Here is a 26,775-nt window from a genome sequence, read left to right on the forward strand (position 1 = left end):
GCCTGTTATTATCGCAGGTTTTCCGGGGAAGTTTTCTGAAAATGAGTGCTTTTGTCATCGACGCCTTCGAGTTTTGTCGAAACAATGGCCGGCGCGAGGGGCTGACGCCGCTCGCCGACATGACCCGGTTGAGCAAGGAATGTGTGGATACCGCGGGCGAGATCGCCTGGTCGCTGGTGGGGAGCACCTCGGCGCAGGGTTTTCCGCAGATTCTGTTGTCGGTGAAAGGGACGGTGCGCCTGCAATGTCAGCGCTGCATGGCCCCGATGGCCTTCGAGATCGACTCCAGCACGCTGCTGATGCTGGGGAAGGACGATGCCGATGCCGACCAGATTGAAGAAATCATCGACGACGAGAGCGTCGATGTGATCGTGGGCAGCCGCCAGTGCGACATCCGCGATCTGATTGAAGATGAAGCCCTGCTGGCCCTGCCGCAGGCGCCGAAACACGATGTCTGTCCGGACACTGCGCTGCTGGACAGCGTGAATCGTGATAAGGCCTCGCCCTTTGCCGGCTTGAAGGCCCTGCAATCCAAAGAATAGGCAGTACGTAAAGGACGTGGTCATCACGTAAGAGAAGTCTCATGTAGTCGAGTGGTAAAAACGCGCATGTATTTGCTAGTCGACTGTGTTAGAATTTTAGAACTTAAGCATTAGGAGTCATCATGGCTGTTCAACAGAACAAGAAATCCCCGTCGAAGCGCGGCATGCACCGCTCGCACGACTTCCTCACCGCCCCGAACGTGGCCATCGAGCCGACCACGGGCGAAACCCATCTGCGTCACCACATCAGCCCGAACGGCTTCTATCGTGGTCGCAAGGTCCTCAAGACCAAGAACGACGAGTAATCGACGTCTCTGTACTGAGGCAAGACAAGGCGGTGCAACGTATCTGCGTAGCGCCGCTTTTTCTTTGTGAGCATCGCCGGCTGCACGGCGGTTCACCAGCGGACACATGACAATTACAATTTCCATCGACTGCATGGGCGGAGACCACGGCCCGGCAGTGACGATTCCCGCATCCCTTTCTTTCCTAAAACTCGAACAAACGGCCCGGCTGATCCTGGTCGGCAAGGAAGAAGCGATCCGCGCGGAGCTCAAGAAACACCACGCCGAGCAGGACCCGCGCCTGCAGATCCTGCATACGGATGAGGTTGTGGAAATGGACGACCCGATCGAGGTGGCGCTGCGCCGCAAGAAAGGGTCGTCGATGCGTAAAGCCATTGAACTGGTGCGCGACGGCGAAGCCCAGGCCTGTGTTTCGGCCGGCAACACCGGCGCCCTGATGGCCGTCTCGCGCTACGTGCTGAAAACCATGGCCGGCGTCGACCGCCCCGCCATCTGCTCGATCCTCCCCAACCGCAAGGACGGCCCGACCTATACGCTCGATCTGGGCGCGAACGTCGACTGCGAGCCGCACCACCTGCACCAGTTCGCCATCATGGCCTCGGTGCTGGTGACGGCGCTCGAAGGCATTGAACGGCCGAGCATCGGCCTGCTGAATGTGGGGACCGAGGACATCAAGGGCAATGAGGTGGTCAAGGCCACGGCACGCCTGCTGCAGGCCGACCACGAACGTGGCGCCCTGAACTTCTACGGCAATGTGGAAGGCAATGATATTTTCAAAGGCACGACCGACATCGTCGTCTGCGACGGTTTTGTCGGCAATGTCACGCTGAAGGCGATCGAAGGCCTGGCCCGCTTCATCAAGGAAGTGATGACCACGGAATTCAAGCGCAATCCGCTGACCATGCTCGGCGCCCTGATCGCCAAGGGCGCGCTGAATGCCATTTCGAAACGCCTGAATCCCTCGCGCTACAACGGCGCCAGCCTGCTCGGTCTGCGCGGCCTGGTCGTCAAGAGCCATGGCGGCGCCGATGCCTATGCCTTCGAATGGGCGATCCGGCGCGCCTTCGAGGGGGCCAATCACAATCTGCTCGGCACCTTGGCCGCCAAGATCACCGAGCTCATGCCGCGCGATGCCGACCCGGCGCCGACGGGCATGCCCAACTGAAGAGAATTCACGGGATGACTTTGTACAGCAAAATTATTGGTACCGGCAGTTATCTCCCCGCCCAACGCGTCACCAACCAGGACCTGGCCGAACAACTGGCGGCCAAGGGCATCGAGACCTCGGACGAGTGGATCGTGACGCGCAGCGGCATCTCGGCGCGCCACTACGCGGCGCCCGAACAGCAGTCGTCCGACCTGGGCGTGGAAGCGGCGCGCCGCGCGCTCGAGGCGGCCGGCCTGGCGCCGACCGATATCGACATGGTGATCGTGGCCACGTCGACGCCCGACCACTACGGCAATTTCCCCAGCACGGCCTGTGTGGTCCAGCGCAAGCTGGGCATGCACAACCAGAGCGCCGCTTTCGACGTCTCGGCGGTATGCTCGGGCTTCGTGTATGCGCTGAGCGTGGCCGATGCCTTCATCCGTTCGGGCCAGCATAAGAAAGTGCTGGTGATCGGCGCCGAAGTGTTCTCGCGCATTCTCGACTTTAACGACCGCACCACCTGCGTATTGTTCGGCGACGGCGCCGGCGCCATCGTGCTCGGCGCGTCCGACACGCCGGGCATCCTGGCCAGCAAGCTGCACGCCGACGGCCGCCATGGCGACATCCTGTGCGTGCCCGGTCACCTGAACAATGGCGCCATCGCCGGCTCCAGCTATCTGTACATGGACGGTCCGGCCGTGTTCAAGCTGGCCGTGTCGGTGCTCGAGCAGGTCGCCAACGAGGCCCTCGAACAGGCCGGTCTGCAGAAGGAAGACATCGACTGGCTGATTCCGCACCAGGCCAATATCCGCATCATGAAGGGCACGGCCAAGAAGCTCGGCCTGCCCGAGGCGCGCATGGTCGTCACCGTGGATGAGCACGGCAACACCTCGGCCGCCTCGATTCCGCTCGCCCTCGACGCCGCCGTGCGCGATGGGCGCGTGCAGCCGGCCCAGAAGGTCATGATGGAAGGCGTGGGCGGCGGCTTCACCTGGGGCGCCGTCCTGGTCCAGATGTAAGAAGAAGGAAACAACATGAGCAAATTCGCATTCGTATTCCCGGGCCAGGGTTCGCAGGCCATCGGCATGCTCAATGGCTTTGCCGGCAATCCGGTCGTGGCCGACACCGTGGCCGAAGCCTCGGACGCCCTCGGCCTCGACCTGGGCAAGCTGATCGCCGAGGGCCCGAAGGAAGCCCTGGACCTGACCACCAATACCCAGCCCGTCATGCTGACCGCGGCCGTGGCCGTGTACCGCGCCTGGATCGCGGCCGGCGGCAAGGCCCCGCAGCTGGTGGCCGGCCACAGCCTGGGTGAATATTCGGCCCTGGTGGCCGCTGGTGTGATCGCCTTCCGCGACGCGGTGCCGCTGGTGCGCTTCCGCGCCCAGGCCATGCAGGAAGCGGTGCCGGTCGGGCAGGGCGGCATGGCCGTCGTGCTCGGTCTGGACGCCGAGGCCGTGCGTGCCGTCTGCGCCGAAGCGGCCGCGGCGGTGCCGGGCGAAGTGATCGAACCGGTCAACTTCAATGAGCCGACCCAGATCGTTATCGCCGGCCACAACGGCGCCCTCGAGAAAGCCTGCGAGATTGCCAAGGCCAAGGGCGCCAAGCGCGCGATGAAGCTGGCCGTGTCGGCGCCTTTCCATTCCTCGCTGCTCAAGCCGGCCTCGGACCGTCTGCGCGAGTACATGGCCGGGATCGCCTTCGCGCCGGCCCAGATCGATGTCATCAACAACGTCGATGTCGCCATCGTGCGCGATCCGGCCGCCATCCAGGATGCCCTGGTGCGCCAGGCCGCCGGCGCCGTGCGCTGGGTCGAAACCATGCAGAAGATGGCCGCCGAGGGCGTCAGCCAGGTGATCGAATGTGCGCCCAGCAAGGTGCTGATCGGCATGGCCAAACGCATTGACGGCAACCTCGCCGGTGAAGCCCTGGTCGACCAGGCTTCGCTCGAACGCGTGCTCGGCACGCTCTAAGACAACAAGAAGGAGTTCGCATGAACCTCACGAATCAAGTGGCGCTGGTGACCGGCGCCTCGCGCGGCATCGGCAAGGCGATCGCGCTGGAACTGGTGCGCCAGGGCGCCAAAGTGGTCGGCACCGCCACCACCGAAGCCGGGGCCGAGGCCATCAGCGCCTATCTGGGCGAGCACGGCAAGGGCATGGTGCTGAACGTCACCAATGCCGAGCAGTGCGCGGCGGTCGTCGATGAAGTCAGCAAGACCTTCGGCAGCCTGTCGATCCTGGTCAACAATGCCGGCATCACCAAGGACCAGCTGGCCATGCGCATGAAGGACGAGGAGTGGGACGATGTGATCGCCACCAATCTGACGGCCGTCGGCCGCCTCGCGCGTCTGGTCCTGCGCGGCATGATGAAGGCGCGTCACGGCCGCATCATCAATATCACCTCGGTGGTCGGCGCGGCCGGCAATCCGGGCCAGATGAATTACGCTGCCGCCAAGGCCGGCGTGGCCGGCATGACGCGCGCGCTGGCGCGCGAGATCGGCAGCCGCAATATCACGGTCAACTGCGTGGCCCCGGGCTTCATCGATACCGACATGACCAAGGTCCTGTCGGAGGAACAGCATGCGGGTCTGCTTGGTCAAATTCCTTTGGGCCGTCTCGGCCAACCGGAAGACATCGCCCATGCGGTGGCCTTCCTGGCCGGCCCCACGGCCGCCTACGTGACCGGCACCACGCTGCACGTGAACGGCGGCATGTTCATGAATTGAGGGACGTAGGCGGGAAATCGTAGTAGCTTCGGCGCTGTAGGAAGCAGATGCCGAAAATCGTAACAAGGCGCGCAAACCTGCTAAAATGCGCGCACTTTCCGAATCACACACAATGGAGCCTTAACATGTCGGATATCGAACAACGCGTCAAAAAAATCGTTTCGGAGCAACTGGGCGTTGCAGAAGCAGACATCAAAACCGAATCCTCGTTCGTTGACGACCTCGGCGCTGACTCCCTGGACATCGTGGAACTGGTGATGGCCCTCGAAGACGAATTCGAGATGGAAATCCCGGACGACCAGGCTGAGAAGATCACCACCGTCAAACAAGCCATCGAGTACGCACAGGCCCACGTCAAGGCCTAAGCCTTCGCAGGACTCTGGGAGAATCGCTTGAGCCGTACCTCTCTTCGCCGCGTCGTTGTCACAGGTCTGGGGGCGGTGTCTCCCATCGGTAACACCGTTGCCGACACCTGGAAGGCGGCGCTGGCAGGCACTTCGGGTGTCGCCACCATCACCCATTTCGATGCCTCCGGTTTCACCACGCATTTCGCGGCTGAGGTGAAAGGCTTCAATATCGAGGATTACATCCCCGGTAAGGAAGCCCGCCATATGGATACCTTTATCCATTTCGGCATGGCCGCCGGCATCCAGGCGCTGCAAGATTGCGGCATTGAAGTCACCGAGGCCAATGCCGAGCGCATCGGCGTCATGATCGGTTCCGGTATCGGCGGCCTGCCGCTGATCGAAGCGACCAAGGATGACTACAACGCGCGCGGTGCACGCCGTATTTCGCCTTTCTTCGTTCCCGCCTCGATCATCAATATGATCTCGGGCAACCTGTCGATCAAGTACGGCCTGAAGGGCCCGAACCTGTCGATCGTGACGGCCTGTACCACCGGCCTGCACTGCATCGGCGCGGCCGCCCGCCTGATCGAATACGGGGATGCCGACGTCATGATCGCCGGCGGCGCCGAATCGACCGTCTCGCCGCTGGGCCTCGGAGGCTTTGCCGCCGCCCGTGCCCTGTCGACCCGTAACGACGACCCCGCTACCGCCTCCCGTCCCTGGGACAAGGACCGCGACGGTTTCGTGCTGGGCGAAGGCGCCGGCGTGATGGTGCTCGAAGAATATGAACATGCGAAGGCACGCGGCGCCAAGATCTACGCCGAAGTGCTGGGTTTCGGCATGAGCGCCGACGCCTATCATATGACTTCGCCGCTCGAAGATGGTTCGGGCGCCAGCCGCTGCATGGTTTCGGCCATGAAGTATGCGGGCGTGAATCCGGACCAGGTCCAGTACGTGAACGCCCATGGCACCTCGACCCCGCTCGGCGATGTGGCCGAAGTGCAGGGCATCAAGCGCACGTTTGGCGAGCATGCCAAGCAGCTGGTGGTCAACTCGACCAAGTCGATGACCGGCCACCTGCTCGGCGGCGCCGGCGGCCTTGAATCCGTGTTCACCGTGCTGGCCGTGCATCACCAGGTCTCGCCGCCGACCATCAATCTGTTCAACCAGGACGAGCAGTGCGACCTGGACTTCTGCGCCAACACGGCGCGCGAGATGAAGATCGATGTGGCGGTGAAGAACTCGTTCGGCTTCGGCGGCACGAACGGCACGCTGGTCTTCGGAAAAGTGTGAACTTTCAGCGCCCCCTCCTGTCCTAGGAGAGGGCGCTGATGCATGGCGGCGGCGTGGCCCGCCGCGTGCAGCCCGGCATGGTGCCGGCGTCTCGATACTCAATCCCTGAGGTGCATCCTCATGACGGTGATGACCGTCGTTGCCCCGTCGCGTCGGTTACGCGCGCTGGTGCTCGCCTTCGCCCTGTTGCTGCTGGGCGCGGGTCTGGCCTGCGCGCTCGGCGTGCTCGGCCCCTTGCGCTGGCCCTGGCTGGCGGGCGGGGCCTGCTTCGGCGCGTCCATGGCGCTCGTCGGCACGGTCTTGCCAGTGGGCACGCCGCGCGTGTGCACGCCGCACGTGTGCATGCCGCGCCAGATTGAGCTAATCGCACCCGGCACGCTGCGCCTTTCGGTACAACCTCAGGACGGCGCCGCGCAGATCTGGCGTCTCGCGCCCGGCACCACGGTGTGGCCGGGCTTGCTTTTACTGGCCTTGCGCAATGCGCAGGGCGGCCGCCTGGCCGTCGCGCTGATGAGCGACAGCCTGGCCCCCGCCGATTTTCGCGTGCTCGCGCGTGCCTGTCTGGCATGCGCCACGCAAAAGGCGGGAACTTATTGCGATGAGCCAACTCTATAGGATGGTGGCAGTGACGACGGAACGCGAGTGTGATTCTTTGCTGGTGGCGCGGGTCCAGGGTGGGGACCGCCAGGCCTTCGACTTATTGGTCGCCAAGTACCAGCGCCGGCTGATGCGCCTGGTGTCGCGCCTCGTGCACGACCCGGCCGAGGCGGAAGACGTGGTGCAGGAGACCTTTATCAAGGCGTATCGTGCGCTCGCGCATTTTCGCGGCGAGTCGGCCTTCTACACCTGGCTGTACCGGATCGGCATCAACACGGCCAAAAACGTGCTGGTGACGAATGGACGGCGCACGCCGAGCGCGGGCGATGCTGATCATGAACAAGCGGAGGGCTTTGAGGACGCCGACCAGCTGAGAGACATCAACACCCCCGAATCTCTGCTTGCAAGCAAGCAGATCGCTTATACAGTGAATGCAGCGATGGACTCGCTGCCTTTGGAATTAAAAACGGCCATTGTGCTGAGAGAGATAGAAGGACTGAGTTACGAAGAGATATCGGAAATCATGTCGTGTCCGATCGGGACAGTGCGCAGCCGCATTTTTCGGGCGCGTGAGGTCATCGCCGAAAAGCTGCGGCCGCTGTTGGATGTTCCGGTTGACAAGAGGCGTTAGCTCTGGCGAAGTGAAAACATGGACACGAGTAAAAAAATTCGCGAGCACATATCTGCCCTCGGCGACGGCGAACTGCCGGACGAGGATGTCGAATTAGGCCTGGCGGCCCTGCGCACCGAGGTCGGCGCGGCCGCCTGGCGCAGCTATCACCGCATCGGCGATGCGCTGCGCGCGGCCCCGGCGCCCGAGCTGAGCGCGGGCTTCGAGGCGGCCCTGGCCGCGCGTCTCGATCAGGAAACGCCGCCCCACAAGCCGGCCGCCCGCGCGCCGGCCGCACCTGCGTCCGAGGCCGACACGGCGGCGCCGCTGTCGGCCACCGGCCCGGCGGCCAGCTAGCGCAGGTGGCTGGCTCGCTTTCACTTCCGGTTTCGCTTACCATGGCGGGGCGCGCGCCGCGCGCCTGTGTAACTTTGCTCGTCCACAATGAAATTTCTCCTCGGTAGCAAATCCCTTGCGGCGGTCCTGATCGCCGGCGCCGCTTGCGTGGCGCAGATGCCGGCCCAGGCGGCCGAACCGGCCGCCAGTCTGGTCAGCGGCCTGCCTGACTTCACCGATCTGATCGACAAGGTCAGTCCGGCCGTGGTGAACATCCGCACGACCGAGAAGGTTCAGCGCAACAATGCGCCGAGCGAGGAGGAAATGCAGGAATTCCTGCGCCGCTATTTCGGCGTGCCGGGGTCGCGCCAGAAACCGGCCCCGGACCAGAAGAAAAAGACGCCCCAGCCGCTGCCCGACGAGGAAGTCGACCGCGGTGTGGGCTCGGGCTTTCTGATCTCGGCCGACGGCTATGTGCTGACCAATGCCCACGTGGTCGACGGCGCCGACGATGTGATCGTCACCCTGACCGACCGCCGCGAACTCAAGGCCAAGGTGCTCGGCGCCGACGAGCGCACCGACGTCGCCCTGCTGAAGGTCGAGGCCAAGGACCTGCCGCATCTGAGCAAGGGCGATTCGAACAAGATCCGCGTGGGCGAGTGGGTGATTGCGATTGGCTCGCCGTTCAACCTCGAAAACACGGTTACGGCCGGCATCATTTCGGCCAAGATGCGCGACACCGGCGACTATCTGCCCCTGATCCAGAGCGATGTGGCTGTCAATCCCGGTAATTCGGGCGGCCCGCTGATCAATATGCGCGGCGAGGTGATTGGCATTACCTCGCAGATCGCCACCATCTCGGGCGGCTACAACGGCATTTCCTTTGCCGTGCCGATCGACGAGGCCATGCGTGTGGCCGAGGAAATCAAAAAGAGCGGCAAAGTCACGCGCGGGCGCATCGGCGTGCAGATCGGGGAAGTCTCGAAGGAAGTGGCCGAGGCCCTCGGCATGGGCAAGCTCAAAGGCGTGGAAGTGACCAATGTGGAGCAGGGCGGTCCGGCCGACAAGGCCGGCCTGCGCGTCGGCGACATCATCCTCAAGTTCAACGGCAACGTGATCGAAAAGACCACCGACCTGCCGCGTCTGGTCGGCAGCGCTGCCATCGGCAGCAAGGCGGCGCTGCAGATCTGGCGCCAGGGCGCGACCCGCGAGATGCAGGTGGCGATCGCCCTGGCCGACGAGGACAAGGCCAAGCGCGCCGGCAAGGCCAAGGCCGAGCCGGTCACGAATGCGCTCGGCCTCCAGGTCGGCGACCTCAACGAAGGCGAGCGCAAGGAACTCGGCATCAGCGGCGGCGTGCTGGTCGAGGCCGCCGATGGCGCTGCCGCGCGCGCCGGCATCGAGGAGGGCGATGTGATCTTGCAATTGAACAACACCGAGATCAAGGATGCTCACCAGTTCAATGCCCTGGTGGCCAAGCTGGACCCGAAAAAGGGTGTGGCCGTGCTCGTGCGGCGCGAGGACCAGACCCAGTTCCTCAGCATCCGTCCGCGCCAGTAAGCCATGCGTTTCACCCTGTATTCGCGCAGCTACTGCCACCTCTGCGAGGACATGCTGACGGCCCTGCTGGCCATGCAGACGGCACCCGGCCAGTTCACGGTCGAGGTCATCGATGTCGACGCCGATCCGGCCCTGGTGGCGCGCTTCGACGAGCTGGTGCCGGTGCTGTTTGGCCGGCTCGATCAGCCCGAACTCTGTCATTATTTCCTCGACAAGCAGGCCGTGGCCGCCTATTTGGCCACGGCCGCGCCGTGAAAAACGGACTTTTCACTCTGGAATGCGGTAAAATGCCGGGTTTTCCAAGGCGCGCACGGTCGCCTTCCACGGCATTGAATTCCTGAATGAAGAACATCCGCAATTTCTCCATCATCGCTCACATCGACCACGGCAAGTCGACCCTGGCCGATCGCATCATCCAGCTGTGCGGCGGCCTGTCCGACCGCGAGATGGAAGCCCAGGTGCTCGACTCCATGGACCTCGAGCGTGAGCGTGGCATCACCATCAAGGCCCAGACCGCGGCGCTCAAGTACAAGGCGCGCAACGGCGAGGTCTACAACCTGAACCTGATCGACACCCCGGGCCACGTCGACTTCTCGTACGAAGTCAGCCGCTCGCTGTCGGCCTGCGAAGGGGCGCTGCTGGTGGTCGACGCCTCCCAGGGCGTGGAAGCCCAGACCGTGGCCAACTGCTACACGGCGCTCGACCTCGGCGTGGAAGTGATTCCGGTGCTGAACAAGATCGACCTGCCGAGCGCGAATCCGGAAAACGCCATCGGCGAGATCGAGGACGTGATCGGCATCGAAGCCGGTGACGCCGTGCGCTGCTCGGCCAAGACCGGCCTCGGCGTGGAAGACGTGCTCGAAGACCTGATCGCCAAGGTGCCGCCGCCCAAGGGCGACCCGGAGGCCCCGCTGCAGGCCCTGATCATCGACTCCTGGTTCGACAACTATGTGGGCGTGGTGATGCTGGTGCGCGTGGTCAATGGCACTTTGCGTCCGAAGGAAAAGATTCTACTGATGGCGACCGACTCCCAGCACCTGACGGAGAACATCGGCATTTTCACGCCGAAGTCCGTCTCGCTGCCCGAGCTGTCGGCCGGCCAGGTCGGCTTTGTGATTGCGGGCATCAAGGAACTGACGGCCGCCAAGGTGGGCGACACGATCACCCATGTGGCGCGCCCGGCCGAGAAGCCGCTGCCCGGCTTCAAGGAAGTCCAGCCCCAGGTGTTCGCCGGCCTGTTCCCCGTCGAAGCCAACCAGTACGACGCGCTGCGCGACTCGCTCGACAAGCTCAAGCTCAACGACGCCGCCCTGATGTACGAACCGGAAGTCTCGCAGGCCCTGGGCTTCGGCTTCCGCTGCGGCTTCCTCGGCCTGCTGCACATGGAAATCGTGCAGGAGCGCCTCGAGCGCGAATTCGACATGGACCTGATCACGACGGCGCCGACCGTGATCTACGAGGTCGTCATGCGCGATGGCACGGTCATCAATGTGGACAACCCGTCCAAGATGCCGGAACCGTCCAAGATCGAGGAAGTGCGCGAGCCGATCGTCACCGTCAATCTGTACATGCCGCAGGAATACGTCGGCAATGTGATCACCCTGTGTACGGGCAAGCGCGGCATCCAGATGGACATGAGCTACCACGGCCGCCAGGTCAAGCTCGTGTACGACATGCCGATGGCCGAAATCGTGCTCGACTTCTTCGACCGCCTGAAATCGACCTCGCGCGGCTATGCCTCGATGGACTACGAGTTCAAGGAATACCGCGCCTCGGACGTGGTCAAGGTCGACATGCTGATCAACGGCGACCGCGTCGACGCCCTGGCCATCATCGTGCACCGTGCCAATGCGCCGTACCGCGGCCGTGCCGTGGCCGCCAAGATGCGCGAACTGATTCCGCGCCAGATGTTCGATGTGGCCATTCAGGCTGCGATCGGCTCGAACATCATCTCGCGTGAAAACGTCAAGGCCATGCGCAAGAACGTGCTGGCCAAGTGCTATGGCGGCGACATCACGCGGAAGAAAAAACTGCTCGAGAAGCAGAAGGCCGGTAAGAAACGCATGAAACAAGTGGGCTCGGTGGAGATTCCGCAAGAAGCCTTCCTGGCAATCCTCCAAGTGGAAGAGAAATGAGCCTGCAAGCGCTGTTAGTCAATTTCCCCATGATCCTGTTCGTCGCGATGATCGTGACGGGCATCATCTGGTGCATCGACACCTTCCACCTGGCCAAGCAGCGCCGCGCCGCCGCCGACGCCGCCCTGGCCGACTTCGACGCGCGCAATGCCAAGCTGGTTGCCGATGGCATCAAGGTCGACACCAGCAGCCGCAGCTCGATCGAAGCCGCGCTGCTGCGCCAGCCGACCTGGATCGAATACTCGGGCGCCTTCTTCCCCGTGATCGCGGCCGTGTTCGTGCTGCGTTCCTTCCTGTTCGAGCCCTTCAAGATCCCGTCCTCGTCGATGGTGCCGACCCTGCTCGTCGGCGATCTGATCGTCGTGAACAAGTTCACCTATGGCATCCGCCTGCCGATCGTTAATAAGAAAATCATCGAAATTAACAATCCCCAGCGTGGCGACGTGATGGTGTTCAAATATCCGAACGATATGAGCCAGGATTACATCAAGCGCGTGATTGGCGTTCCTGGTGATAAAATTACGTACAAAAACAAGCGCCTAACGGTGAATGATAAAGAGGTTTCTTACACGCCCATGGATGACTACCTGGACGAGGAGCGCCCGATCTATCACAAGCAGCTCACCGAAAACCTGAACGGGGTGCCGCACCGCATCCTCGTGACGGAGGGCGCACCGACGGTTAACTTGGATGGCGTGCAACAGTTTCCTCAGCGTCAGGCTTGCGTCTACAATGAGGAAGGCTTCACCTGTATCGTTCCGGAAGGTAACTACTTCATGATGGGCGATAACCGCGATAACAGCCTCGACAGCCGTTACTGGGGTTTCGTGCCGGACGCTAACATCGTGGGCAAGGCGGTCGCCATCTGGATGAACCTGGGCGATCCGAAGCGGATTGGCGGTATTCACTGAAAGGGCAAGGCGCAATGAAACGTCTGAACACCATGTCGCAGCGCGGCATCTCCCTCTCCGGGCTGATTTTCGGCATCATCGGTCTGGCCCTGCTGGCCATCCTGGCGATGAAAGTGCTGCCCACGGTGGCCGAATACCGCGGCATCAAGGATGCCATCGTGCTGGCCAAGAATACCAATGGCTCGGTGCGCGATATGCAGCTGGCTTTCGACAAGCAGGCCGATATCAACAACATCAGTTCGATCACGGGCAAGGACCTGATGATCACCAAGGACAATGGCGAGACCGACATCTCGTTCAGCTACGAAAAACGCATTGCCCTGTTTGGTAACGTGAGCCTGGTCATCGCCTATGAAGGCACGACGGCAAAATCGGGCGTGGTCGCCGCCAAGCAGGAATAAGACCCGACCCAATGAATCTCCAGCTACTGCAAACGCGCCTCGGTTATACGTTCAAGGACATTACCCTGCTCCAGCAGGCCTTGACGCACCGCAGCCATAGCAGTACGCACAACGAAAGGCTGGAATTCCTTGGCGACTCCGTGCTCAACTGCGTGGTCGCCAACATCCTGTACGAACGCTTCACCCAGCTCGACGAGGGCGACCTGTCGCGCCTGCGCGCGAATCTGGTCAAGCAGCAGTCGCTCTACGAAATCGCCCAGAAGCTCGAACTGTCGCAGTTCCTGCGCCTGGGCGAAGGCGAGCTGAAGTCGGGCGGTTTCCGCCGCCCCTCGATTCTGGCCGACACCCTCGAAGCCCTGCTCGGCGCCATCTTCCTCGATACCGGTTTCGATGCGGCGCGCGACACCATCCGCGCCTTCTACATCCCGATTCTCGACTCGGTCGATCCGCGCACCCTGGGCAAGGACGCCAAGACCCTGTTGCAGGAATTCCTGCAGAGCAAGAAAGTCTCGCTGCCGCAGTACAACGTGGTGGCCACGCACGGCGCGGCTCACAGCCAGGAATTTGAAATTGAGTGCCTGGTGCCTAAACTGGGGATACAGGTGTTCGGCCGGGGCGGCAGCCGCCGCGCGGGCGAGCAGGCGGCCGCCAAGCTGGCCCTCGACGTGGCCCAGCAGGCGCTGGCCAAATCTCCGGGACCGGGCCGCAAGCCGCGCCAGCGTTCGGCCCAACTGAAACTGGCCGGTATCGCCACCATCCAGGGCGAATTGGACGTAGACCATGAGTGACACCCCTTTCCGCTGTGGCTATATCGCCATTGTCGGGCGCCCGAATGTGGGCAAATCGACGCTGATGAACGCCCTGATCGGCGCCAAGGTCAGCATTACCTCGCGCAAGGCCCAGACCACGCGCCACCGCATCACCGGCATCCAGACCCATGACGACGCCCAGTTCGTCTACGTCGACACCCCGGGTTTCCAGACCCGCCATGCGAATGCCCTCAACAAGACGCTCAACAAGACCGTCACCAATACGCTGACCGCGGCCGACGTGATCTGCTTCATCATCGAAGCAGGCACCTTCGGCCCGGCCGACCAGCAGGTGCTCGACCTGCTGCCGAAAAACGTGCCCGTGATCCTGGTGATCAACAAGTCGGACACGATGAAGGACAAGGCGCGCCTGATGCCCTTCGCGGCCGAGGTGGCCGGCAAGCGCGCGTTCGCCGCGGTTGTGCCGGTGTCGGCCAAGGCGCGTTTCCAGCTCGACGCGCTCGAAGGCGAAATCAAGAAGCACCTGCCCGAGCAGGACGCGATCTTCGACGCCGACGACATCACCGACCGCAGCGAGAAATTCCTGGCCGCCGAAATCGTGCGCGAAAAGCTGTTCCGCCTGATGGGCGACGAGCTGCCCTACACGAGCACGGTGCTGATCGAGCAGTTCGAGCAGGAGGGCGCGCTGCGCCGCATCTTCGCGGCGATTCTGGTCGAGCGCGACGCGCACAAGGCCATGGTCATCGGCAACAAGGGCGCGCGCCTGAAGGAGCTGTCGACCCAGTCGCGGCTGGACATGGAAAAGCTGTTCGGCGGTCCGGTCTACCTGGAAATCTGGGTCAAGGTCAAATCCGGCTGGGCCGATAACGAAGCGGGCTTGCGCGCCTACGGATACGAGTAGCCGTGAACCAGCTAGCCGACGCCGGGAATCTGGCTGCACCGAAACGCAGCCGCCCGGCCGCGCGCGACCTGCGGGTGCTGGGCCAGCCCGGCTTTGTGCTGCACAGCTATCCCTACAAGGAAACCAGCCTCATCGTTGAGATGTTCACGCGCGACCACGGCCGCATCGGCCTGGTGGCCAAGGGTGCCAAGCGGCCCCATTCGCGCCTGCGCGGCGTGCTGCAGACCTTCCAGCCGCTCAATACCTCATGGTCCGGCAAGGCCGAACTGCGCACCCTGATCGATGCCGAATGGGTGGGCGGCCTGCTGCCGCTCGAAAAGACCGCCTTGCTGTGCGGCTTCTATCTGAACGAGCTGCTGGTGAAACTGGTGGCGCGCGACGACCCCCATCCGGCCCTGTTCGACCATTATGTGTCGACCCTGAACCAGCTGGCCCATGGCGAACCGGCCCAGATCGTGCTGCGCAAGTTCGAGCGCGCGCTGCTGAAGGAAACCGGGGTCGCGGCCGATCTCACGCGCTGCACCAGCACGCGCGCGCCAGTTGCGCCAGAATGCTGGTATGTGGTGGACCCCGAGCGCGGGCCGCGCCCGGCCGAGGCCGGCGACAACTGGCCGCGCGTCGAAGGCCGCACCCTGCTGGCGATGGAGGCCGAGGACTATGCCGCGGCCGCCACCCAGCAGCAGAGCAAGCAGCTGATGCGCTTCCTGCTGGCCCACCACCTTGGCGGCGCGCCCCTGAACACGCGCCAGATTTTGATCGACCTGATGCAGATTTAATGTCTATGAGCTTCTTGCAACCGACCGGCAGCACCCTCGACCTTGGCGTCAACATCGACCACGTGGCCACCTTGCGCAATGCGCGCGGCACCGCCTATCCCGATCCGGTGCGCGCCGCCGTGCTGGCCGAGCAGGCCGGCGCCGACGCCATCACCCTGCACCTGCGCGAAGACCGCCGCCACATCAAGGATGCCGACGTGCTGGCGATCCGCCCGCAGCTGATCACGCGCATGAACCTGGAAGCGGCCGTGACGGCCGAGATGATCGATTTCGCCTGCCGCGTCCGGCCGCAGGACGTCTGCCTGGTGCCCGAGCGGCGCGAGGAAGTGACGACCGAAGGCGGGCTGGACGTGGTGCGCTACTACAAGGAAGTCGAGGCGGCCGTGCGCCAGCTGCAGGGCGAGGGCATCCGCGTGTCCCTGTTCATCGATGCCGACGAGCAGCAGATCGCCGCCGCCGCCGCCGTCGGCGCGCCCGTGATCGAACTGCACACGGGCCGCTATGCCGACAGCGAAGGCGCCGCCCAGGCCCAGGAGCTGGCGCGCATCCGCGCCGGCGTGGCCACAGGCGTGCGCCATGGCCTCAAGGTCAATGCCGGCCACGGCCTGCATTACACGAATGTGCAGGCGGTCGCCGCGATCGCCGATATCGCCGAGCTGAACATCGGCCACGCGATCGTCGCCCATGCCGTTTTCGTCGGCTGGGAAAATGCCGTGCGCGAAATGAAGGCCATCATGCTGGCCGCCCGTTACGGCACCGAGGTGAAATGATCTACGGGATCGGCACCGACATCGTGCGCATTGCGCGCATGGCCGAGGCCCTGGCCCGCAGCGAGCGTTTCGCCGCCAAGGTGCTCGGTCCCGAGGAGTTGCAGGAATTTGCCGCCCGCCGCGCGCGCGATCCGCAGCGCGGCCTGGCCTATCTGGCCACCCGCTTCGCCGCCAAGGAAGCCCTGGCCAAGGCCCTGGGCACCGGCGTGCGCGGCGTGATGACTCTGCCCGCCGCCCAGATTCTGAACACGCCCGAGGGCAAGCCCTATCTGCAGTGCGATGCCGCCCTCGGCGCTGAGTTGCAGGCGCGCGGCCTGGCCGCCCAGATCAGCCTGAGCGACGAGGCCGAGTATGCCGTCGCGTATTGCATCCTGACCCAGAACGCCGCATGAGCACGCATAAGGAAGAAGTGCTGGCCCTGGTGGCCAAGCTGCCCAATCTGCCCGGCGTCTACCGGTATTTCGATGCCGACGATCAGGTGCTGTACGTGGGCAAGGCGCGCGACCTGAAAAAGCGCGTGTCCAGCTATTTCCAGAAGACCCTGACCAGCCCGCGCATCGCCATGATGGTCGAGAAGATCGCGCGGCTGGAAACGACGGTCACCCATACCGAGGCCGAAGCCCTGATCCTGGAAAACAACCTGATCAAGGCGCTCAAGCCGCGCTACAACATCCTGTTCCGCGACGACAAGTCCTACCCGTACCTGAAGCTGACCGGGCAGGAGATTCCGCGCATGGCCTATTACCGCGGCGCCGTCGACCGCAAGAACCAGTATTTCGGCCCCTTCCCGAACGCCTGGGCCGTGCGCGAGTCGATGCAGATTCTGCAGAAGGTGTTCATGCTGCGCACCTGCGAGGACACGGTCTTCCACAACCGCACCCGGCCCTGCCTGCTGCACCAGATCCACCGCTGCAGCGGTCCCTGCGTGGGCGCGATCAGCAAGGAAGACTACCTGGCCGATGTCGAACACGCCGCCAAGTTCCTGCGCGGGCGCCAGACCGAAGTGCTGGCCGAACTCGAAACCAAGATGCACGGCTTTGCGGCCGAGCTGAAGTTCGAGCAGGCGGCCGCCGTACGCAACCAGATCCAGTCGCTGGCCAAGGTGCTGCAGCAGCAGGCGATGGAGTCGACCGACGACGCCGACGTCGACATCATCGCTGTGGTGGTGCAGGGCGGACGCGCCTGCGTCAATCTGGCCATGGTGCGCGGCGGCCGCCATCTGGGCGACCGCGCTTACTTCCCGACCCAGGTCAGCGAAGCCATGGTGGGCGAGGGCAGCAGTATCGAAGCCGAAGTGCTGGCTGCCTTCATCGCCCAGCACTATGGCGACAGCTTCATCCCGGGCACGCTGATTTTGAACACTGATTTCGACCAGCCCGAGCTGATGGTGGCCCTGACCGAGCAGTGCGGGCACCGCATCCACCTGGTGTTCCAGCCGCAAGGCCAGCGCCGCCAGTGGCAGGAGCTGGCCCAGAAAGGCGCCGAGATTGCGCTGGCGCGCCTGCTGTCCGAGCAAGGATCGCAGCAGGCGCGCACGCGCGCCCTGGCCGAGACCCTGAGTCTGGACGACGCCGATCTCGAGACCCTGCGCGTCGAGTGCTTCGACATCAGCCATACGCAGGGCGAAGCGACCCAGGCCTCGTGCGTGGTGTTCCACCACCACCAGATGCAGAACGGCGAATACCGGCGCTACAACATCACCGGCATCACGCCCGGCGACGACTACGCCGCCATGCGCCAGGTGCTGCTGCGCCGCTACGAAAAAGTGGCCAATGGCGACGGCGTGATGCCCGACATCGTGCTGATCGACGGCGGCAAAGGCCAGATCGAAATGGCGCGCCAGGTGTTTGTCGAGCTTGGTCTGGACACCAGCCTGATCGTCGGCGTGGCCAAAGGGGAAGGGCGCCGCGTCGGCCTCGAGACCCTGGTCTTCGTCGACGGCCGCAGCCCGCTCGAGCTGGGCAAGGAATCGGCCGCGCTGATGCTGGTCGCCCAGATCCGCGACGAGGCCCACCGCTTCGCCATCACCGGCATGCGCGCCAAGCGCGCCAAGGCGCGCACCAGTTCGCGTCTGGAGGACATCGAAGGGATCGGCGCCAAGCGGCGCGCCAAGCTGCTGGCGCGTTTCGGCAGTCTGAAGGGCGTGGCCAATGCCAGCGTGGAAGAGCTGATGACGGTGGAAGGCATCTCCACCCAGCTCGCCGAGGAAATTTACAAACAGCTGCACTAATGCAGCTGTGCATGTAGACTAGCGCCAAAATAAAACAGATAAGCGAACATGCCTGTCAATATACCGATTTTGCTGACCTGGCTGCGGATGGCCCTGATTCCGCTGGTGGTCGGCGTCTACTACCTGCCGCCGCACTGGCTGCCGCGTTCGGATGCGAACCTGGCGGCCACCATCGTCTTCATCGTCGCCGCCGTCACCGACTGGTTTGACGGTTTTCTGGCGCGGCGCTGGAACCAGACCTCGGCCTTTGGCGCCTTCCTCGATCCCGTGGCCGACAAGCTGATGGTGGCGGGCGCGCTGCTGGTGCTGGTCCAGCTCGACCGCGTGAATGCGGTCGTGGCCTTCATCATCATCGGGCGCGAGATTGCCATTTCCGCCCTGCGCGAGTGGATGGCCCAGATCGGCGCATCCAAGTCCGTGGCCGTGCACCAGATCGGCAAGGTCAAGACCACGGCCCAGATGGTGGCGATTCCGATGCTGCTCTACGATGGCATGCTGTTCGGGGCGATCGACACCAATTACTGGGGCAACCCGCTGCTGCTGATTGCCGCCGTGCTCACGGTGGTGTCGATGTTCTACTATCTGCGCCTGGCCTGGCCGCTGATCAAGGAAAAATCAGGCCAACTGTAAGGAGGTCTCATGAAATCCAGTATCGCCATGGCCAGCCTGCTGCTGGCCACAGCGGCCCAGGCCCAGGTCAGTGGCCAGGTGACGATCACGGCCGGTTCGCCCGATTTTTACGGCCGCATCGAGATCGGCAATCTGCCCCGGCCGACCGTGATCTACCAGGAGCCGCGCATCGTGCGGCCGCCCAAGGTGGTGGTCGCCGAGCCCCTGTATCTGCGCGTGCCGCCCGGCCACATCAAGCACTGGGACAAGCACTGCGCGCGCTACCAGGCCTGCGAGCGGCGCGTCTATTTCGTGCAGGAAGACTGGTACAGCAGCGTCTACGCCCCGGCCCAGCGCGGCGAGGGCCGGCCCGACGAGCGCGGTCCCGGCAAGGACCACGGCAAAGGCCACGGCAAGCACAAAGACTAAAAATATCCACCCAAACAAATCGGGGTCAGACCCCATTTGTTTGCGCGGCAAGCCCTTTCTGTACAGATAAATGGGGTCTGACCCCGATTTGTTTGGATTACAATGAAAGGCATCATGATTGCTCGGCGCACAGCTTGTCTGGCGGTCCTGGCTGGCGGATGGCTGGCGGGGATGGGTGTTGCCCGGGCCGATAGTCAGAGCCTGCATTTTGTGATGGAACCTCTGCCGCCCTTCGTCATCGATGCGGGCGGGAAGCCGGCCGGTCCCTTTCCCGAGATTGTCAACGCGGCCTGTGCGCAACTGAAACTGCGCTGCGTGTTCGAAATGCTGCCCTGGCGGCGCGCCTATGCGCTGGCGGAGCGCGGCGTGGTCGATGGCATCTTTGTGCTGGCGCGCACGCCTGAGCGCGAACAGGTCTTTCACTTCACCATCCCTGTCGTGCAGTCCGCGTATGCGCTGTTCGTGCGCCAGCACAGCAGCCTGCACTACCGTCAGGCGGGCGACCTCAGCGGCTTTACCCTGGCGGCCTATGGGCCGTCCTCGACCTCGCGCGCGGCGCAAGAGCTGGCACGCCTGGTGCCGGATCTGCACGTCGAGATCGAGGTCGATATTCCTTCGGTATTGCGCAAGCTGGCGGCCGGCCGCTATGGCGAGCAGGGCGCGGCGCTGATCAACATCGATGTCGGCAATTACCTCGTGCAGCGCGGCTATCCGGGCTCGCTGCGCGTGGCCGGCGAGGTGCGCAAGGTCGGCTATGGCATCGCGCTGTCGCGCGCGCGCCAGTCGACCGAACAGCTCGAACGCTTTAACGCGGCCCTGCATGAACTGCTGCGGCAGGGCACGATTCGCAGCATTAGCGAACGCTACGGCCTGCATCCGGCGACGCCCTGAACTTCGGCGCCGCGCTCCGGTCGAACCGGAATCAGGCACAGGAGATGAGGCGCGATGCAAACCCAGCTGTTTGGTGAAATGCCCGATGGCCAGCCGGTGCACCAGTTCGTTCTCGATAACGGGCGCATCGCCGTGCGGCTCATCGAATATGGCGCAGCCATCACCCACTTGTTCACGCCCGACCGCCATGGCGAGCGCGGCGATATCGTGCTGGGCTTCGACGCGCTCGCGCCCTATCTGGCGGGCAGCCCTTACTTTGGCGCCGTGGTCGGGCGCTATGCCAACCGCATCGCCCACGGCCGCTTCGTGCTGGACGGCCAGACTTACGAACTCGCCTGCAATAATGGCGCGCATCACTTGCATGGCGGCCGTGCCGGTTTTGACAAACGCCTGTGGCGCGGCGAGCCCATGGGCGAGCATGCTGTCTGCTTCCACTACCACAGCGCCGATGGCGAGGAAGCTTATCCCGGCAATCTGCGCGTGCGCGTGCATTACGCGCTCGATGCGGCCGACAGCCTGCTCGTACAGTACGAGGCCGTGACGGACCGGGCCACGCCCTGCAATCTGACGCAGCACACTTACTTCAACCTGGCCGGCAGCGGCGACATCCTCGCGCACACCTTGTGCCTGCCGGCCGAGGTGCTGACGCCAATCGACGCCGGTCTGATTCCCCTGCATGCCAGCATGCCGGTGGCGGGCTCGCCGTTTGATTTCCGCCATGCCCATGCGATCGGGGAGCGCATCGCGGCCGACGATGCGCAGCTCGCGCGCGCCGGCGGCTACGACCACAATTTTGTGCTGCTGCCGGAGGCTGCGGTGCGCCTGTGCGATCCGCTCAGCGGGCGCAGCCTGACCTTGCACACGAGCGCGCCGGGCATTCAGTTCTACAGCGGTCAGCAGCTCGATGGCAGTCTACGGGGCAAGGGGCGGGTCTTTGGCGCCCACAGCGGTCTGTGTCTGGAACCGCAGTTCTTCCCGGATTCGCCGAACCGGCCGGATTTCCCGTCCTGCATCCTGCGTCCGGGTGCCGTCTACCGCAGCCAGACGCGTTATGTGTTCGCCTAGGCGCATACGGTTTTCGTATCGCTGCGCCGAAAAAAGTCATTAGTCAGGCCTGGCGCCGCTGACTAGACTGCCCGCTCCGATTGTCATGCGAGGAGTGGGGATGTCCGCCGCCAAGCCGTTTGCTGTGTTCTTCTCGGAGTCTGGCCGCCACGCGCGGCATTGGCTGATGCTGCTGCTGTGCTGCCTGTCCCATGCCGCTGCGGCGGTGGAGTTCGACAATCCGCTCGTGCGCCAGCGGGCCGATCCGCACGTCCTCCTGCATACCGACCACCAGTACTACTTCACGGCCACCGTGCCCGAGTACGACCGCATCGAACTGCGCCGCGCTTCCGACCTGAATCAGCTCGGACAGGCGCCGGCCAAGGTGGTCTGGCGCAAGCACGACAGCGGGCCGATGAGCTACCACATCTGGGCGCCCGAGCTGCACCGCATCGATGGCAAGTGGTACATCTATTTCACGGCGGGCCGCGCCGACGCGCACTGGGAAATCCGCCCTTATGTGCTGGAGAACGCGTCGCCCGATCCGCTGCAGGGTGACTGGAAAGAGCTGGGCCAGGTGCGGATCGGCTGGGAAAGCTTTGCGCTCGACGCCACCACCTTCAACCACAAGGGGCGGCGCTATTTTGTCTGGGTCCAACGCGGCCGCACGCCCGAGGAAGGGCAGGGCACAAATATCTACATCGCGCCGATGCGCAGCCCGACGCTGCTGGCCGGGCCCGCCGTGCTGCTGACCAAACCCGAGTATGACTGGGAGCGCGTCAAGTTCGCCGTCAACGAGGGGCCGGCCGTGCTGATCCGCCATGGCAAGGTGTTTCTCAGCTACTCGGCCAGCGCGACCGATGCGAACTATGCGATGGGCCTGCTGACGGCCGATGCCGAGGCCGATCTGCTCGATCCACGCGCGTGGAAAAAATCGCCGGTGCCGGTGTTCAAGAGCTCGCCGGCACACGGCCAGTACGGGCCGGGCCACAATAGCTTCACCACCACGCCGGACGGCAAGACCGACATCCTCGTCTACCATGCGCGCGACTACCGCGACATCCAGGGCGACCCGCTGAAGGACCCGAACCGCCACACGCGCGCCCAGCGCATCGATTGGGATGCGGCCGGGTTGCCGGTATTCGGCGAGCCGGTCGCCGACCGTGGCCAGATCGCCGCCAAGCCCCTGTTCCGCGACCCGATTTTCGATGGCGCGGCCGATCCGGTCGTCGTCCATGCAGGCCCCGACCGCTGGGTGATGTTCTACACCAACCGGCGCGCCAATGCCTATGCGCCGGACGGCGTCAGCTGGGTGCATGGCACCCAGATCGGCATGGCCGAGTCGCGCGATGGCGGCGCGCACTGGACCCATCTTGGCGTGGCCGATATCGAGATCCCGCCCGAGCTGGGCGGCGATCAGGCGACGCTGTGGGCGCCCGACGTCGTGCGCGACGAGCAAGGTAACTGGCATATGTTCCTGACCGTGGTGCCCGGCATCTTCAGCGACTGGAAGCACCCGCGCCACATGGTCCACCTGCGCAGCCGCAATCTGCAGCGCTGGGAAGACGCGCAGGCGATTCCTCTGCCGACCCAGCGCGCCATCGACGCCAGTCTCGTGCGTTTGCCCGAGGGCGGCTGGCGCATGTTCTACAACAACGAGGAGGACAAGAAGTCGATCTGGTATGCCGACAGTCCCGACCTCGTGCACTGGAACGACCGCGGCAGGGCCGTGGGCGACCAAGGCGGCGAAGGCCCCAAAGTCTTCCGCTGGAAGCAGGCCTGGTGGATGATCACCGATGTCTGGGCGGGCCTGGCCGTCTACCGTTCGGACGATGGCCTGCACTGGCAGCGTCAGCCGGGCAATCTGCTGGCCGAGCCGGGCAAGAGCGCCGATGATCAGGTCAAAGGCGGACATGCCGATGTGGTCGTCGTCGGCGAGCGCGCCTGGCTGTTCTACTTCACCCATCCCGAGCACAAGGACAAGAGCCCGATGCTCAGCTATGCGCAGCGGCGCAGCAGCATCCAGGTGGTCGAGCTGCAGGAGCGCGACGGGCAGCTCAGCGCCGAGCGCGACGCGCCCACCCGCATCGCCCTGCGCGCCGACTAAGATCCCCAGCGGAAAAATGGGGTCTGACCCCATTTTTGCTCAGGGGATTGAGCGTTTGCGGCGGTGGTGTTGTGCGCGCCGCACGCCGATGCTCAGGCCGCTGATTTTTTCCCGCGCGCCGGTATGCGCGGGATGTCCGACAGTTAGTATGGACACGCTGTTTCATGTTCGGCACTTTGCCGGCGCACACCCGGTCCGACTACCCGCTTCGGACTTCTGGCTGGCGACACCCACCGGTGCGCCGGCACGCCTGCCGCGCCGCCGTTCTGCCCCCTCTGCTCCTGTGTGCGATACGCCTTGCGCGTCGTCGGGGCCGCGTTTTGCCTGGCGCCAGAGGGACAGCGCACTTTCAACATCCATAAGGAGAGATCCGCAATGCGGCTTACTCAAGTACAACTGGGCGTGCTCGCCATGCTCGGCGCCCTGCAGGCGCAGGCGCAGCAAGTGCCTCAGCCTGAAGACAATACCGTGATCGTGACGGGCTTTCGCGCCAGTCTGAACAACGCACTCAATACCAAGAAGAACGCCGACGGCATTGTCGACGTGATCAAGGCGGAAGACATCGCCAAATTCCCCGACGCCAATCTGGCCGAATCGCTGCAGCGCGTGCCCGGCGTCTCACTCGCCCGCGGCGACGGCGGCGAAGGCAAGCAGATCACCGTGCGCGGCCTGAATGCGGGCTTTACGCGGGTGCGTATCAATGGCATCGAGGCGGTGACCGCGACCGGCGCCTCGGACATCAATGGCTCGACCAACCGCAGCCGCGCGTTTGACTTCTCGGTCTTCGCCTCCGAACTGTTCAACAGCCTCGAGGTGCGCAAGACCTCCGAAGCGGCGGTCGAAGAAGGTTCGCTCGGCGCCACCGTCGATCTGCGCACGGCCCGTCCGTTCGACTTCAAGGGCCGCACCTTCAGTATCGGCGGCCAGGAGTTCTACAACTCGCTGTCGGGCAAGACCCAGCCGCGCCTGTCGGCCCTGGCCTCGAACCGCTGGGAGACGGCCTTCGGCAAGATCGGCGCCCTGGTGTCGCTCGCCCACTCGCGCCGTACGGCGGTGGAGGAGGGCTATGAGGCCGTCGATCTGGTCTCGGCCAATGTCAACAATGGCTTCTGCTCGCCGCTCGGCGTGAGCCCCCAGGCCCCGGGCAATAGCGCGGTGAAAGGCATCGATGCGCTCAACTGCGGCGTGGGCGCCCCGCGCCTGTCGGACGCGACGGCGTATAACGCGGTGGTCGGCCGCACCGATGATTTCGGCGGCACCCTGACCACGGCAGTGCCGGGCTCGGGTGCTTTCCATCCGCGTATCCCGCGCTATCGCCGTTCCCAGACCGATTATGAACGCAGCGGCCTGACCAGCTCCTTCCAGTGGCGCCCGGACAATACGAGCGAACTGAATCTGGACCTGATGGGCGGTAAGTTCTCGAACTACCGCTACGACAACTACATCTCGGCCATTTCCTTCGGCCGCGACATGGGGCAGAACGGCAAGCCGCAGACCTCGATTGTCGACGCCCACTTCAATTCGAACGGCAGCTGGGATTACGGCAAATTCAACGCCGTCGATATCCGCTCGGAAGGCCTGCTCGACGTCTACTCGACCCTGTTCAAACAGGCCGTGGTCTCGGGCCGCAAGGACTTCAGCGAGCGTCTGAAAGTCGACTTCATGAGCGGCATCTCGGATTCGCGTCTGAAGGAACCGCAACGCGCGACCGTGCAGATCGACTCGCCGAACGCGAACGGCTTCAGCTGGGACTTCCGCAACAACCGCAATGTGCCGTCGCTGAATTTCGGCATCGACGTGGCCAATCCGAATAACTTCAGCTTCGGCCCGCAGGACGCGAATGGCACCGTGCACGGCAACTTCGTCGGCCGCTACCTGCTGACCTCGAACCGGCTGCAGACCAATGCGCTCAATGGCAGCTACGAGCTGAACGACAACTTGACGTTCAAGGCTGGCCTGTCGGCGCGCAAGAACAGCTGGTTCAACTATGAGGCGAGCTCGGGCGGCATTCCGACCCAGGCCCTGCCGGCCGGCACCAGCCTGTCGAGCCTGACGCGCCAGATCACGGGCTTTGGCGATGGCCTCGGCGGCAGCGGCGTGCCGACCAGCTGGAGCGCGATTGATCTGAACAAGTTCCTGGCCGTCTACAACATCGAATGCCATTGCGCGCAAGTGGCGCTGTCGCCCTACGACATGGCGTCGCAGATCAAGCGCTCGGTCGACGAGAAGATCAATGCCCTGTATCTGATGGGCGACTTCAAGTACGAGATCGCCGGCATCGCGCTGCGCGGCAATGCCGGTGTGCGCGGCGCCGACACCACGACGACTTCGCAACAGCTGATCAATGTGGCCGGGGTGCTCAAGCCGCGCGTGGTCGAGCACAAGTACCGCGACTGGCTGCCGGCCGTGAATCTGACGGCCGCGCTGCCCAAGGATGTGATGCTGCGCTTCTCGGCGGGCAAGACGCTGTCGCGCCCCGAGTACGTGGATCTGGCCCCGGCGGCCACGGTGTCGATCGCCGGCCAGTCGGTCACGATCGGCAATCCGGAGCTCGATCCGATCCGCGCCAATACCTATGACCTGCAGGCCGAGTGGTACTACGACAAGAACGCGATGGTGTCCTTCGGTGTCTTCCACAAAGACATCAAGACCTATATCCAGCGCGTCAATGAGCGTGCCAGCTACGCGAGCCTGGGCTTGCCCAACGAGTTCCTGACCTCGAGCGGCTGTTCGATCACGGGCGGTACGCCGGCCTGCCAGGTGCTGCCGACGACCGATGTGGCCGTGAGCCGCATGGTCAACACCAAGGGTGGTCCGCTCGACGGTTTCGAGTTCAATCTGAATGCCCCGTTCAATTTCCTGCCGGGCATTGGCAAGAACTTCGGTGCGCTCGTCAACTACACCCACGTGAAGTCGCAGATCACCTACATCACGCGGGTGGACAATCCGAACACGCCGGCCAACGAGCTGCTGACCGAGAAGGCCAATTTCGTCGGCCTGTCGCCCAACGCCTACAATCTCACGCTGTACTACGAAGATCCGAAGTTCAGCGCGCGCGTGTCGGCGGCCCACCGTTCGTCCTACATCCGCGAGGTGCTGGGCAATGTGCAGGGCAGTGACTACACGATGGCGGACGCGTCGACGAATATCGACTTCAGCGTGTCCTACAACATCACGCCGAGCCTGCGCCTGTCCTTCGAGGGCCAGAACCTGACCGACCAGCCGCTACGCTACAGCAAGGACACCCAGCGCAACGACACTCTGCTGTACGTGCACACCGGCCGTTCCTTCATGCTGGGTCTGAACTACAAGTTCTGATCCGTCTTTTCCGCTAAG

28 protein-coding genes are annotated in these 26,775 nt (G+C 63.9%); all 28 read left to right on the forward strand.

Features of this window, described 5'->3' with window-relative positions; genetic code table 11:
• Positions 1-41: 41 nt before the first annotated feature.
• The 28 genes from LZ005_RS03320 (at position 42) to LZ005_RS03460 (ending at position 26,757) form a co-directional block, all read left to right on the forward strand.
• Positions 42-542, forward strand: a complete 501-nt coding sequence (locus LZ005_RS03320; protein ID WP_237804642.1) for a DUF177 domain-containing protein — start codon at positions 42-44, stop codon at positions 540-542.
• A 122-nt stretch (positions 543-664) separates the two neighbouring features.
• On the forward strand, positions 665-847 hold the full coding sequence (rpmF, locus tag LZ005_RS03325; protein WP_237804644.1) for a 50S ribosomal protein L32: 183 nt from the start codon (positions 665-667) through the stop codon (positions 845-847).
• A gap of 106 nt (positions 848-953) precedes the next feature.
• Positions 954-2,012 carry a phosphate acyltransferase PlsX gene (gene plsX, locus LZ005_RS03330; RefSeq protein WP_237804646.1) on the forward strand — a complete coding sequence of 353 codons (1,059 nt, stop codon included), beginning with the start codon at positions 954-956 and terminating at the stop codon, positions 2,010-2,012.
• A 14-nt stretch (positions 2,013-2,026) separates the two neighbouring features.
• The gene (locus LZ005_RS03335; protein WP_237804648.1) at positions 2,027-3,013 is read left to right on the forward strand and encodes a beta-ketoacyl-ACP synthase III; all 987 of its coding nucleotides are present in this window, start codon (positions 2,027-2,029) and stop codon (positions 3,011-3,013) included.
• Between the two features lie 15 nt (positions 3,014-3,028).
• Positions 3,029-3,967 (forward strand): ACP S-malonyltransferase, encoded by a 939-nt coding sequence (fabD, locus tag LZ005_RS03340; protein ID WP_237804650.1) that lies wholly within the window; start codon positions 3,029-3,031, stop codon positions 3,965-3,967.
• Between the two features lie 20 nt (positions 3,968-3,987).
• The gene (gene fabG / locus LZ005_RS03345; RefSeq protein WP_237804652.1) at positions 3,988-4,722 is read left to right on the forward strand and encodes a 3-oxoacyl-ACP reductase FabG; all 735 of its coding nucleotides are present in this window, start codon (positions 3,988-3,990) and stop codon (positions 4,720-4,722) included.
• Between the two features lie 125 nt (positions 4,723-4,847).
• Positions 4,848-5,087, forward strand: a complete 240-nt coding sequence (acpP, locus tag LZ005_RS03350; protein WP_237804654.1) for an acyl carrier protein — start codon at positions 4,848-4,850, stop codon at positions 5,085-5,087.
• Positions 5,088-5,114: 27 nt separating this feature from the next.
• Entirely contained in the window at positions 5,115-6,362 is a 1,248-nt protein-coding gene (gene fabF, locus LZ005_RS03355; protein ID WP_237804656.1) for a beta-ketoacyl-ACP synthase II, read from the forward strand.
• A gap of 120 nt (positions 6,363-6,482) precedes the next feature.
• Positions 6,483-6,977: a protein YgfX gene (locus LZ005_RS03360; protein WP_237804658.1), complete on the forward strand. Its 495-nt coding sequence runs from the start codon at positions 6,483-6,485 to the stop codon at positions 6,975-6,977.
• A gap of 10 nt (positions 6,978-6,987) precedes the next feature.
• Positions 6,988-7,590, forward strand: a complete 603-nt coding sequence (rpoE, locus tag LZ005_RS03365) for an RNA polymerase sigma factor RpoE (protein WP_237804660.1) — start codon at positions 6,988-6,990, stop codon at positions 7,588-7,590.
• 18 nt (positions 7,591-7,608) lie between these two features.
• Positions 7,609-7,926, forward strand: a complete 318-nt coding sequence (locus LZ005_RS03370; protein ID WP_237804662.1) for a sigma-E factor negative regulatory protein — start codon at positions 7,609-7,611, stop codon at positions 7,924-7,926.
• 87 nt (positions 7,927-8,013) lie between these two features.
• Positions 8,014-9,465, forward strand: coding sequence for a Do family serine endopeptidase (locus tag LZ005_RS03375; protein ID WP_373889290.1), 1,452 nt, complete (start codon positions 8,014-8,016; stop codon positions 9,463-9,465).
• A 3-nt stretch (positions 9,466-9,468) separates the two neighbouring features.
• Positions 9,469-9,720 carry a glutaredoxin family protein gene (locus LZ005_RS03380; protein WP_237804664.1) on the forward strand — a complete coding sequence of 84 codons (252 nt, stop codon included), beginning with the start codon at positions 9,469-9,471 and terminating at the stop codon, positions 9,718-9,720.
• An 86-nt stretch (positions 9,721-9,806) separates the two neighbouring features.
• The gene (gene lepA / locus LZ005_RS03385; protein ID WP_237804666.1) at positions 9,807-11,600 is read left to right on the forward strand and encodes a translation elongation factor 4; all 1,794 of its coding nucleotides are present in this window, start codon (positions 9,807-9,809) and stop codon (positions 11,598-11,600) included.
• The gene (gene lepB / locus LZ005_RS03390) at positions 11,597-12,511 is read left to right on the forward strand and encodes a signal peptidase I (protein ID WP_237804668.1); all 915 of its coding nucleotides are present in this window, start codon (positions 11,597-11,599) and stop codon (positions 12,509-12,511) included. The genes lepA and lepB overlap by 4 nt, the downstream gene beginning before the upstream one ends.
• 14 nt (positions 12,512-12,525) lie before the next feature.
• Positions 12,526-12,912, forward strand: a complete 387-nt coding sequence (locus LZ005_RS03395; RefSeq protein ID WP_237804670.1) for a DUF4845 domain-containing protein — start codon at positions 12,526-12,528, stop codon at positions 12,910-12,912.
• A gap of 11 nt (positions 12,913-12,923) precedes the next feature.
• Positions 12,924-13,700: a ribonuclease III gene (rnc, locus tag LZ005_RS03400; protein WP_237804672.1), complete on the forward strand. Its 777-nt coding sequence runs from the start codon at positions 12,924-12,926 to the stop codon at positions 13,698-13,700.
• Complete coding sequence (gene era / locus LZ005_RS03405) at positions 13,693-14,583, forward strand: GTPase Era (RefSeq protein WP_237804674.1); 891 nt, start codon at positions 13,693-13,695, stop codon at positions 14,581-14,583. The genes rnc and era overlap by 8 nt, the downstream gene beginning before the upstream one ends.
• Positions 14,574-15,359 (forward strand): DNA repair protein RecO, encoded by a 786-nt coding sequence (gene recO, locus LZ005_RS03410; RefSeq protein ID WP_373889296.1) that lies wholly within the window; start codon positions 14,574-14,576, stop codon positions 15,357-15,359. The genes era and recO overlap by 10 nt, the downstream gene beginning before the upstream one ends.
• A gap of 5 nt (positions 15,360-15,364) precedes the next feature.
• The gene (pdxJ, locus tag LZ005_RS03415; RefSeq protein ID WP_237804678.1) at positions 15,365-16,129 is read left to right on the forward strand and encodes a pyridoxine 5'-phosphate synthase; all 765 of its coding nucleotides are present in this window, start codon (positions 15,365-15,367) and stop codon (positions 16,127-16,129) included.
• Positions 16,126-16,521 (forward strand): holo-ACP synthase, encoded by a 396-nt coding sequence (gene acpS, locus LZ005_RS03420; RefSeq protein ID WP_237804680.1) that lies wholly within the window; start codon positions 16,126-16,128, stop codon positions 16,519-16,521. Before pdxJ ends, acpS begins: the two co-directional genes overlap by 4 nt.
• Positions 16,518-18,359 (forward strand): excinuclease ABC subunit UvrC, encoded by a 1,842-nt coding sequence (gene uvrC, locus LZ005_RS03425; protein WP_237804682.1) that lies wholly within the window; start codon positions 16,518-16,520, stop codon positions 18,357-18,359. Before acpS ends, uvrC begins: the two co-directional genes overlap by 4 nt.
• A gap of 48 nt (positions 18,360-18,407) precedes the next feature.
• Positions 18,408-18,989 carry a CDP-diacylglycerol--glycerol-3-phosphate 3-phosphatidyltransferase gene (gene pgsA / locus LZ005_RS03430; protein ID WP_237804684.1) on the forward strand — a complete coding sequence of 194 codons (582 nt, stop codon included), beginning with the start codon at positions 18,408-18,410 and terminating at the stop codon, positions 18,987-18,989.
• Between the two features lie 9 nt (positions 18,990-18,998).
• Positions 18,999-19,397, forward strand: coding sequence for a hypothetical protein (locus tag LZ005_RS03435; RefSeq protein ID WP_237804686.1), 399 nt, complete (start codon positions 18,999-19,001; stop codon positions 19,395-19,397).
• 213 nt (positions 19,398-19,610) lie between these two features.
• Positions 19,611-20,288 (forward strand): ABC transporter substrate-binding protein, encoded by a 678-nt coding sequence (locus LZ005_RS03440; RefSeq protein WP_237804688.1) that lies wholly within the window; start codon positions 19,611-19,613, stop codon positions 20,286-20,288.
• A gap of 54 nt (positions 20,289-20,342) precedes the next feature.
• Positions 20,343-21,353: an aldose epimerase family protein gene (locus LZ005_RS03445; RefSeq protein ID WP_237804690.1), complete on the forward strand. Its 1,011-nt coding sequence runs from the start codon at positions 20,343-20,345 to the stop codon at positions 21,351-21,353.
• Between the two features lie 100 nt (positions 21,354-21,453).
• Entirely contained in the window at positions 21,454-23,439 is a 1,986-nt protein-coding gene (locus LZ005_RS21730; RefSeq protein WP_307727764.1) for a family 43 glycosylhydrolase, read from the forward strand.
• A 375-nt stretch (positions 23,440-23,814) separates the two neighbouring features.
• On the forward strand, positions 23,815-26,757 hold the full coding sequence (locus LZ005_RS03460; protein ID WP_237804692.1) for a TonB-dependent receptor: 2,943 nt from the start codon (positions 23,815-23,817) through the stop codon (positions 26,755-26,757).
• Positions 26,758-26,775 lie beyond the last annotated feature (18 nt).

This window comes from Massilia sp. TS11 (assembly GCF_022012445.1).
In the GTDB taxonomy this organism is placed as follows: domain Bacteria; phylum Pseudomonadota; class Gammaproteobacteria; order Burkholderiales; family Burkholderiaceae_D; genus Telluria.

Coding starts and splice junctions, on each gene's coding strand:
- LZ005_RS21730 (WP_307727764.1), top strand. CDS start 21,454: ATGTCCGCCGCCAAGCCGTTTGCTGTGTTCTTCTCGGAGTCTGGCCGC.
- LZ005_RS03440 (WP_237804688.1), top strand. CDS start 19,611: ATGGAACCTCTGCCGCCCTTCGTCATCGATGCGGGCGGGAAGCCGGCC.
- lepA (WP_237804666.1), top strand. CDS start 9,807: ATGAAGAACATCCGCAATTTCTCCATCATCGCTCACATCGACCACGGC.
- fabD (WP_237804650.1), top strand. CDS start 3,029: ATGAGCAAATTCGCATTCGTATTCCCGGGCCAGGGTTCGCAGGCCATC.
- LZ005_RS03375 (WP_373889290.1), top strand. CDS start 8,014: ATGAAATTTCTCCTCGGTAGCAAATCCCTTGCGGCGGTCCTGATCGCC.
- era (WP_237804674.1), top strand. CDS start 13,693: ATGAGTGACACCCCTTTCCGCTGTGGCTATATCGCCATTGTCGGGCGC.
- LZ005_RS03335 (WP_237804648.1), top strand. CDS start 2,027: ATGACTTTGTACAGCAAAATTATTGGTACCGGCAGTTATCTCCCCGCC.
- LZ005_RS03395 (WP_237804670.1), top strand. CDS start 12,526: ATGAAACGTCTGAACACCATGTCGCAGCGCGGCATCTCCCTCTCCGGG.
- pgsA (WP_237804684.1), top strand. CDS start 18,408: ATGCCTGTCAATATACCGATTTTGCTGACCTGGCTGCGGATGGCCCTG.
- fabG (WP_237804652.1), top strand. CDS start 3,988: ATGAACCTCACGAATCAAGTGGCGCTGGTGACCGGCGCCTCGCGCGGC.
- LZ005_RS03380 (WP_237804664.1), top strand. CDS start 9,469: ATGCGTTTCACCCTGTATTCGCGCAGCTACTGCCACCTCTGCGAGGAC.
- lepB (WP_237804668.1), top strand. CDS start 11,597: ATGAGCCTGCAAGCGCTGTTAGTCAATTTCCCCATGATCCTGTTCGTC.
- LZ005_RS03435 (WP_237804686.1), top strand. CDS start 18,999: ATGAAATCCAGTATCGCCATGGCCAGCCTGCTGCTGGCCACAGCGGCC.
- rnc (WP_237804672.1), top strand. CDS start 12,924: ATGAATCTCCAGCTACTGCAAACGCGCCTCGGTTATACGTTCAAGGAC.
- acpP (WP_237804654.1), top strand. CDS start 4,848: ATGTCGGATATCGAACAACGCGTCAAAAAAATCGTTTCGGAGCAACTG.
- plsX (WP_237804646.1), top strand. CDS start 954: ATGACAATTACAATTTCCATCGACTGCATGGGCGGAGACCACGGCCCG.
- acpS (WP_237804680.1), top strand. CDS start 16,126: ATGATCTACGGGATCGGCACCGACATCGTGCGCATTGCGCGCATGGCC.
- pdxJ (WP_237804678.1), top strand. CDS start 15,365: ATGAGCTTCTTGCAACCGACCGGCAGCACCCTCGACCTTGGCGTCAAC.
- uvrC (WP_237804682.1), top strand. CDS start 16,518: ATGAGCACGCATAAGGAAGAAGTGCTGGCCCTGGTGGCCAAGCTGCCC.
- LZ005_RS03445 (WP_237804690.1), top strand. CDS start 20,343: ATGCAAACCCAGCTGTTTGGTGAAATGCCCGATGGCCAGCCGGTGCAC.
- LZ005_RS03360 (WP_237804658.1), top strand. CDS start 6,483: ATGACGGTGATGACCGTCGTTGCCCCGTCGCGTCGGTTACGCGCGCTG.
- LZ005_RS03320 (WP_237804642.1), top strand. CDS start 42: ATGAGTGCTTTTGTCATCGACGCCTTCGAGTTTTGTCGAAACAATGGC.
- LZ005_RS03370 (WP_237804662.1), top strand. CDS start 7,609: ATGGACACGAGTAAAAAAATTCGCGAGCACATATCTGCCCTCGGCGAC.
- LZ005_RS03460 (WP_237804692.1), top strand. CDS start 23,815: ATGCGGCTTACTCAAGTACAACTGGGCGTGCTCGCCATGCTCGGCGCC.
- rpmF (WP_237804644.1), top strand. CDS start 665: ATGGCTGTTCAACAGAACAAGAAATCCCCGTCGAAGCGCGGCATGCAC.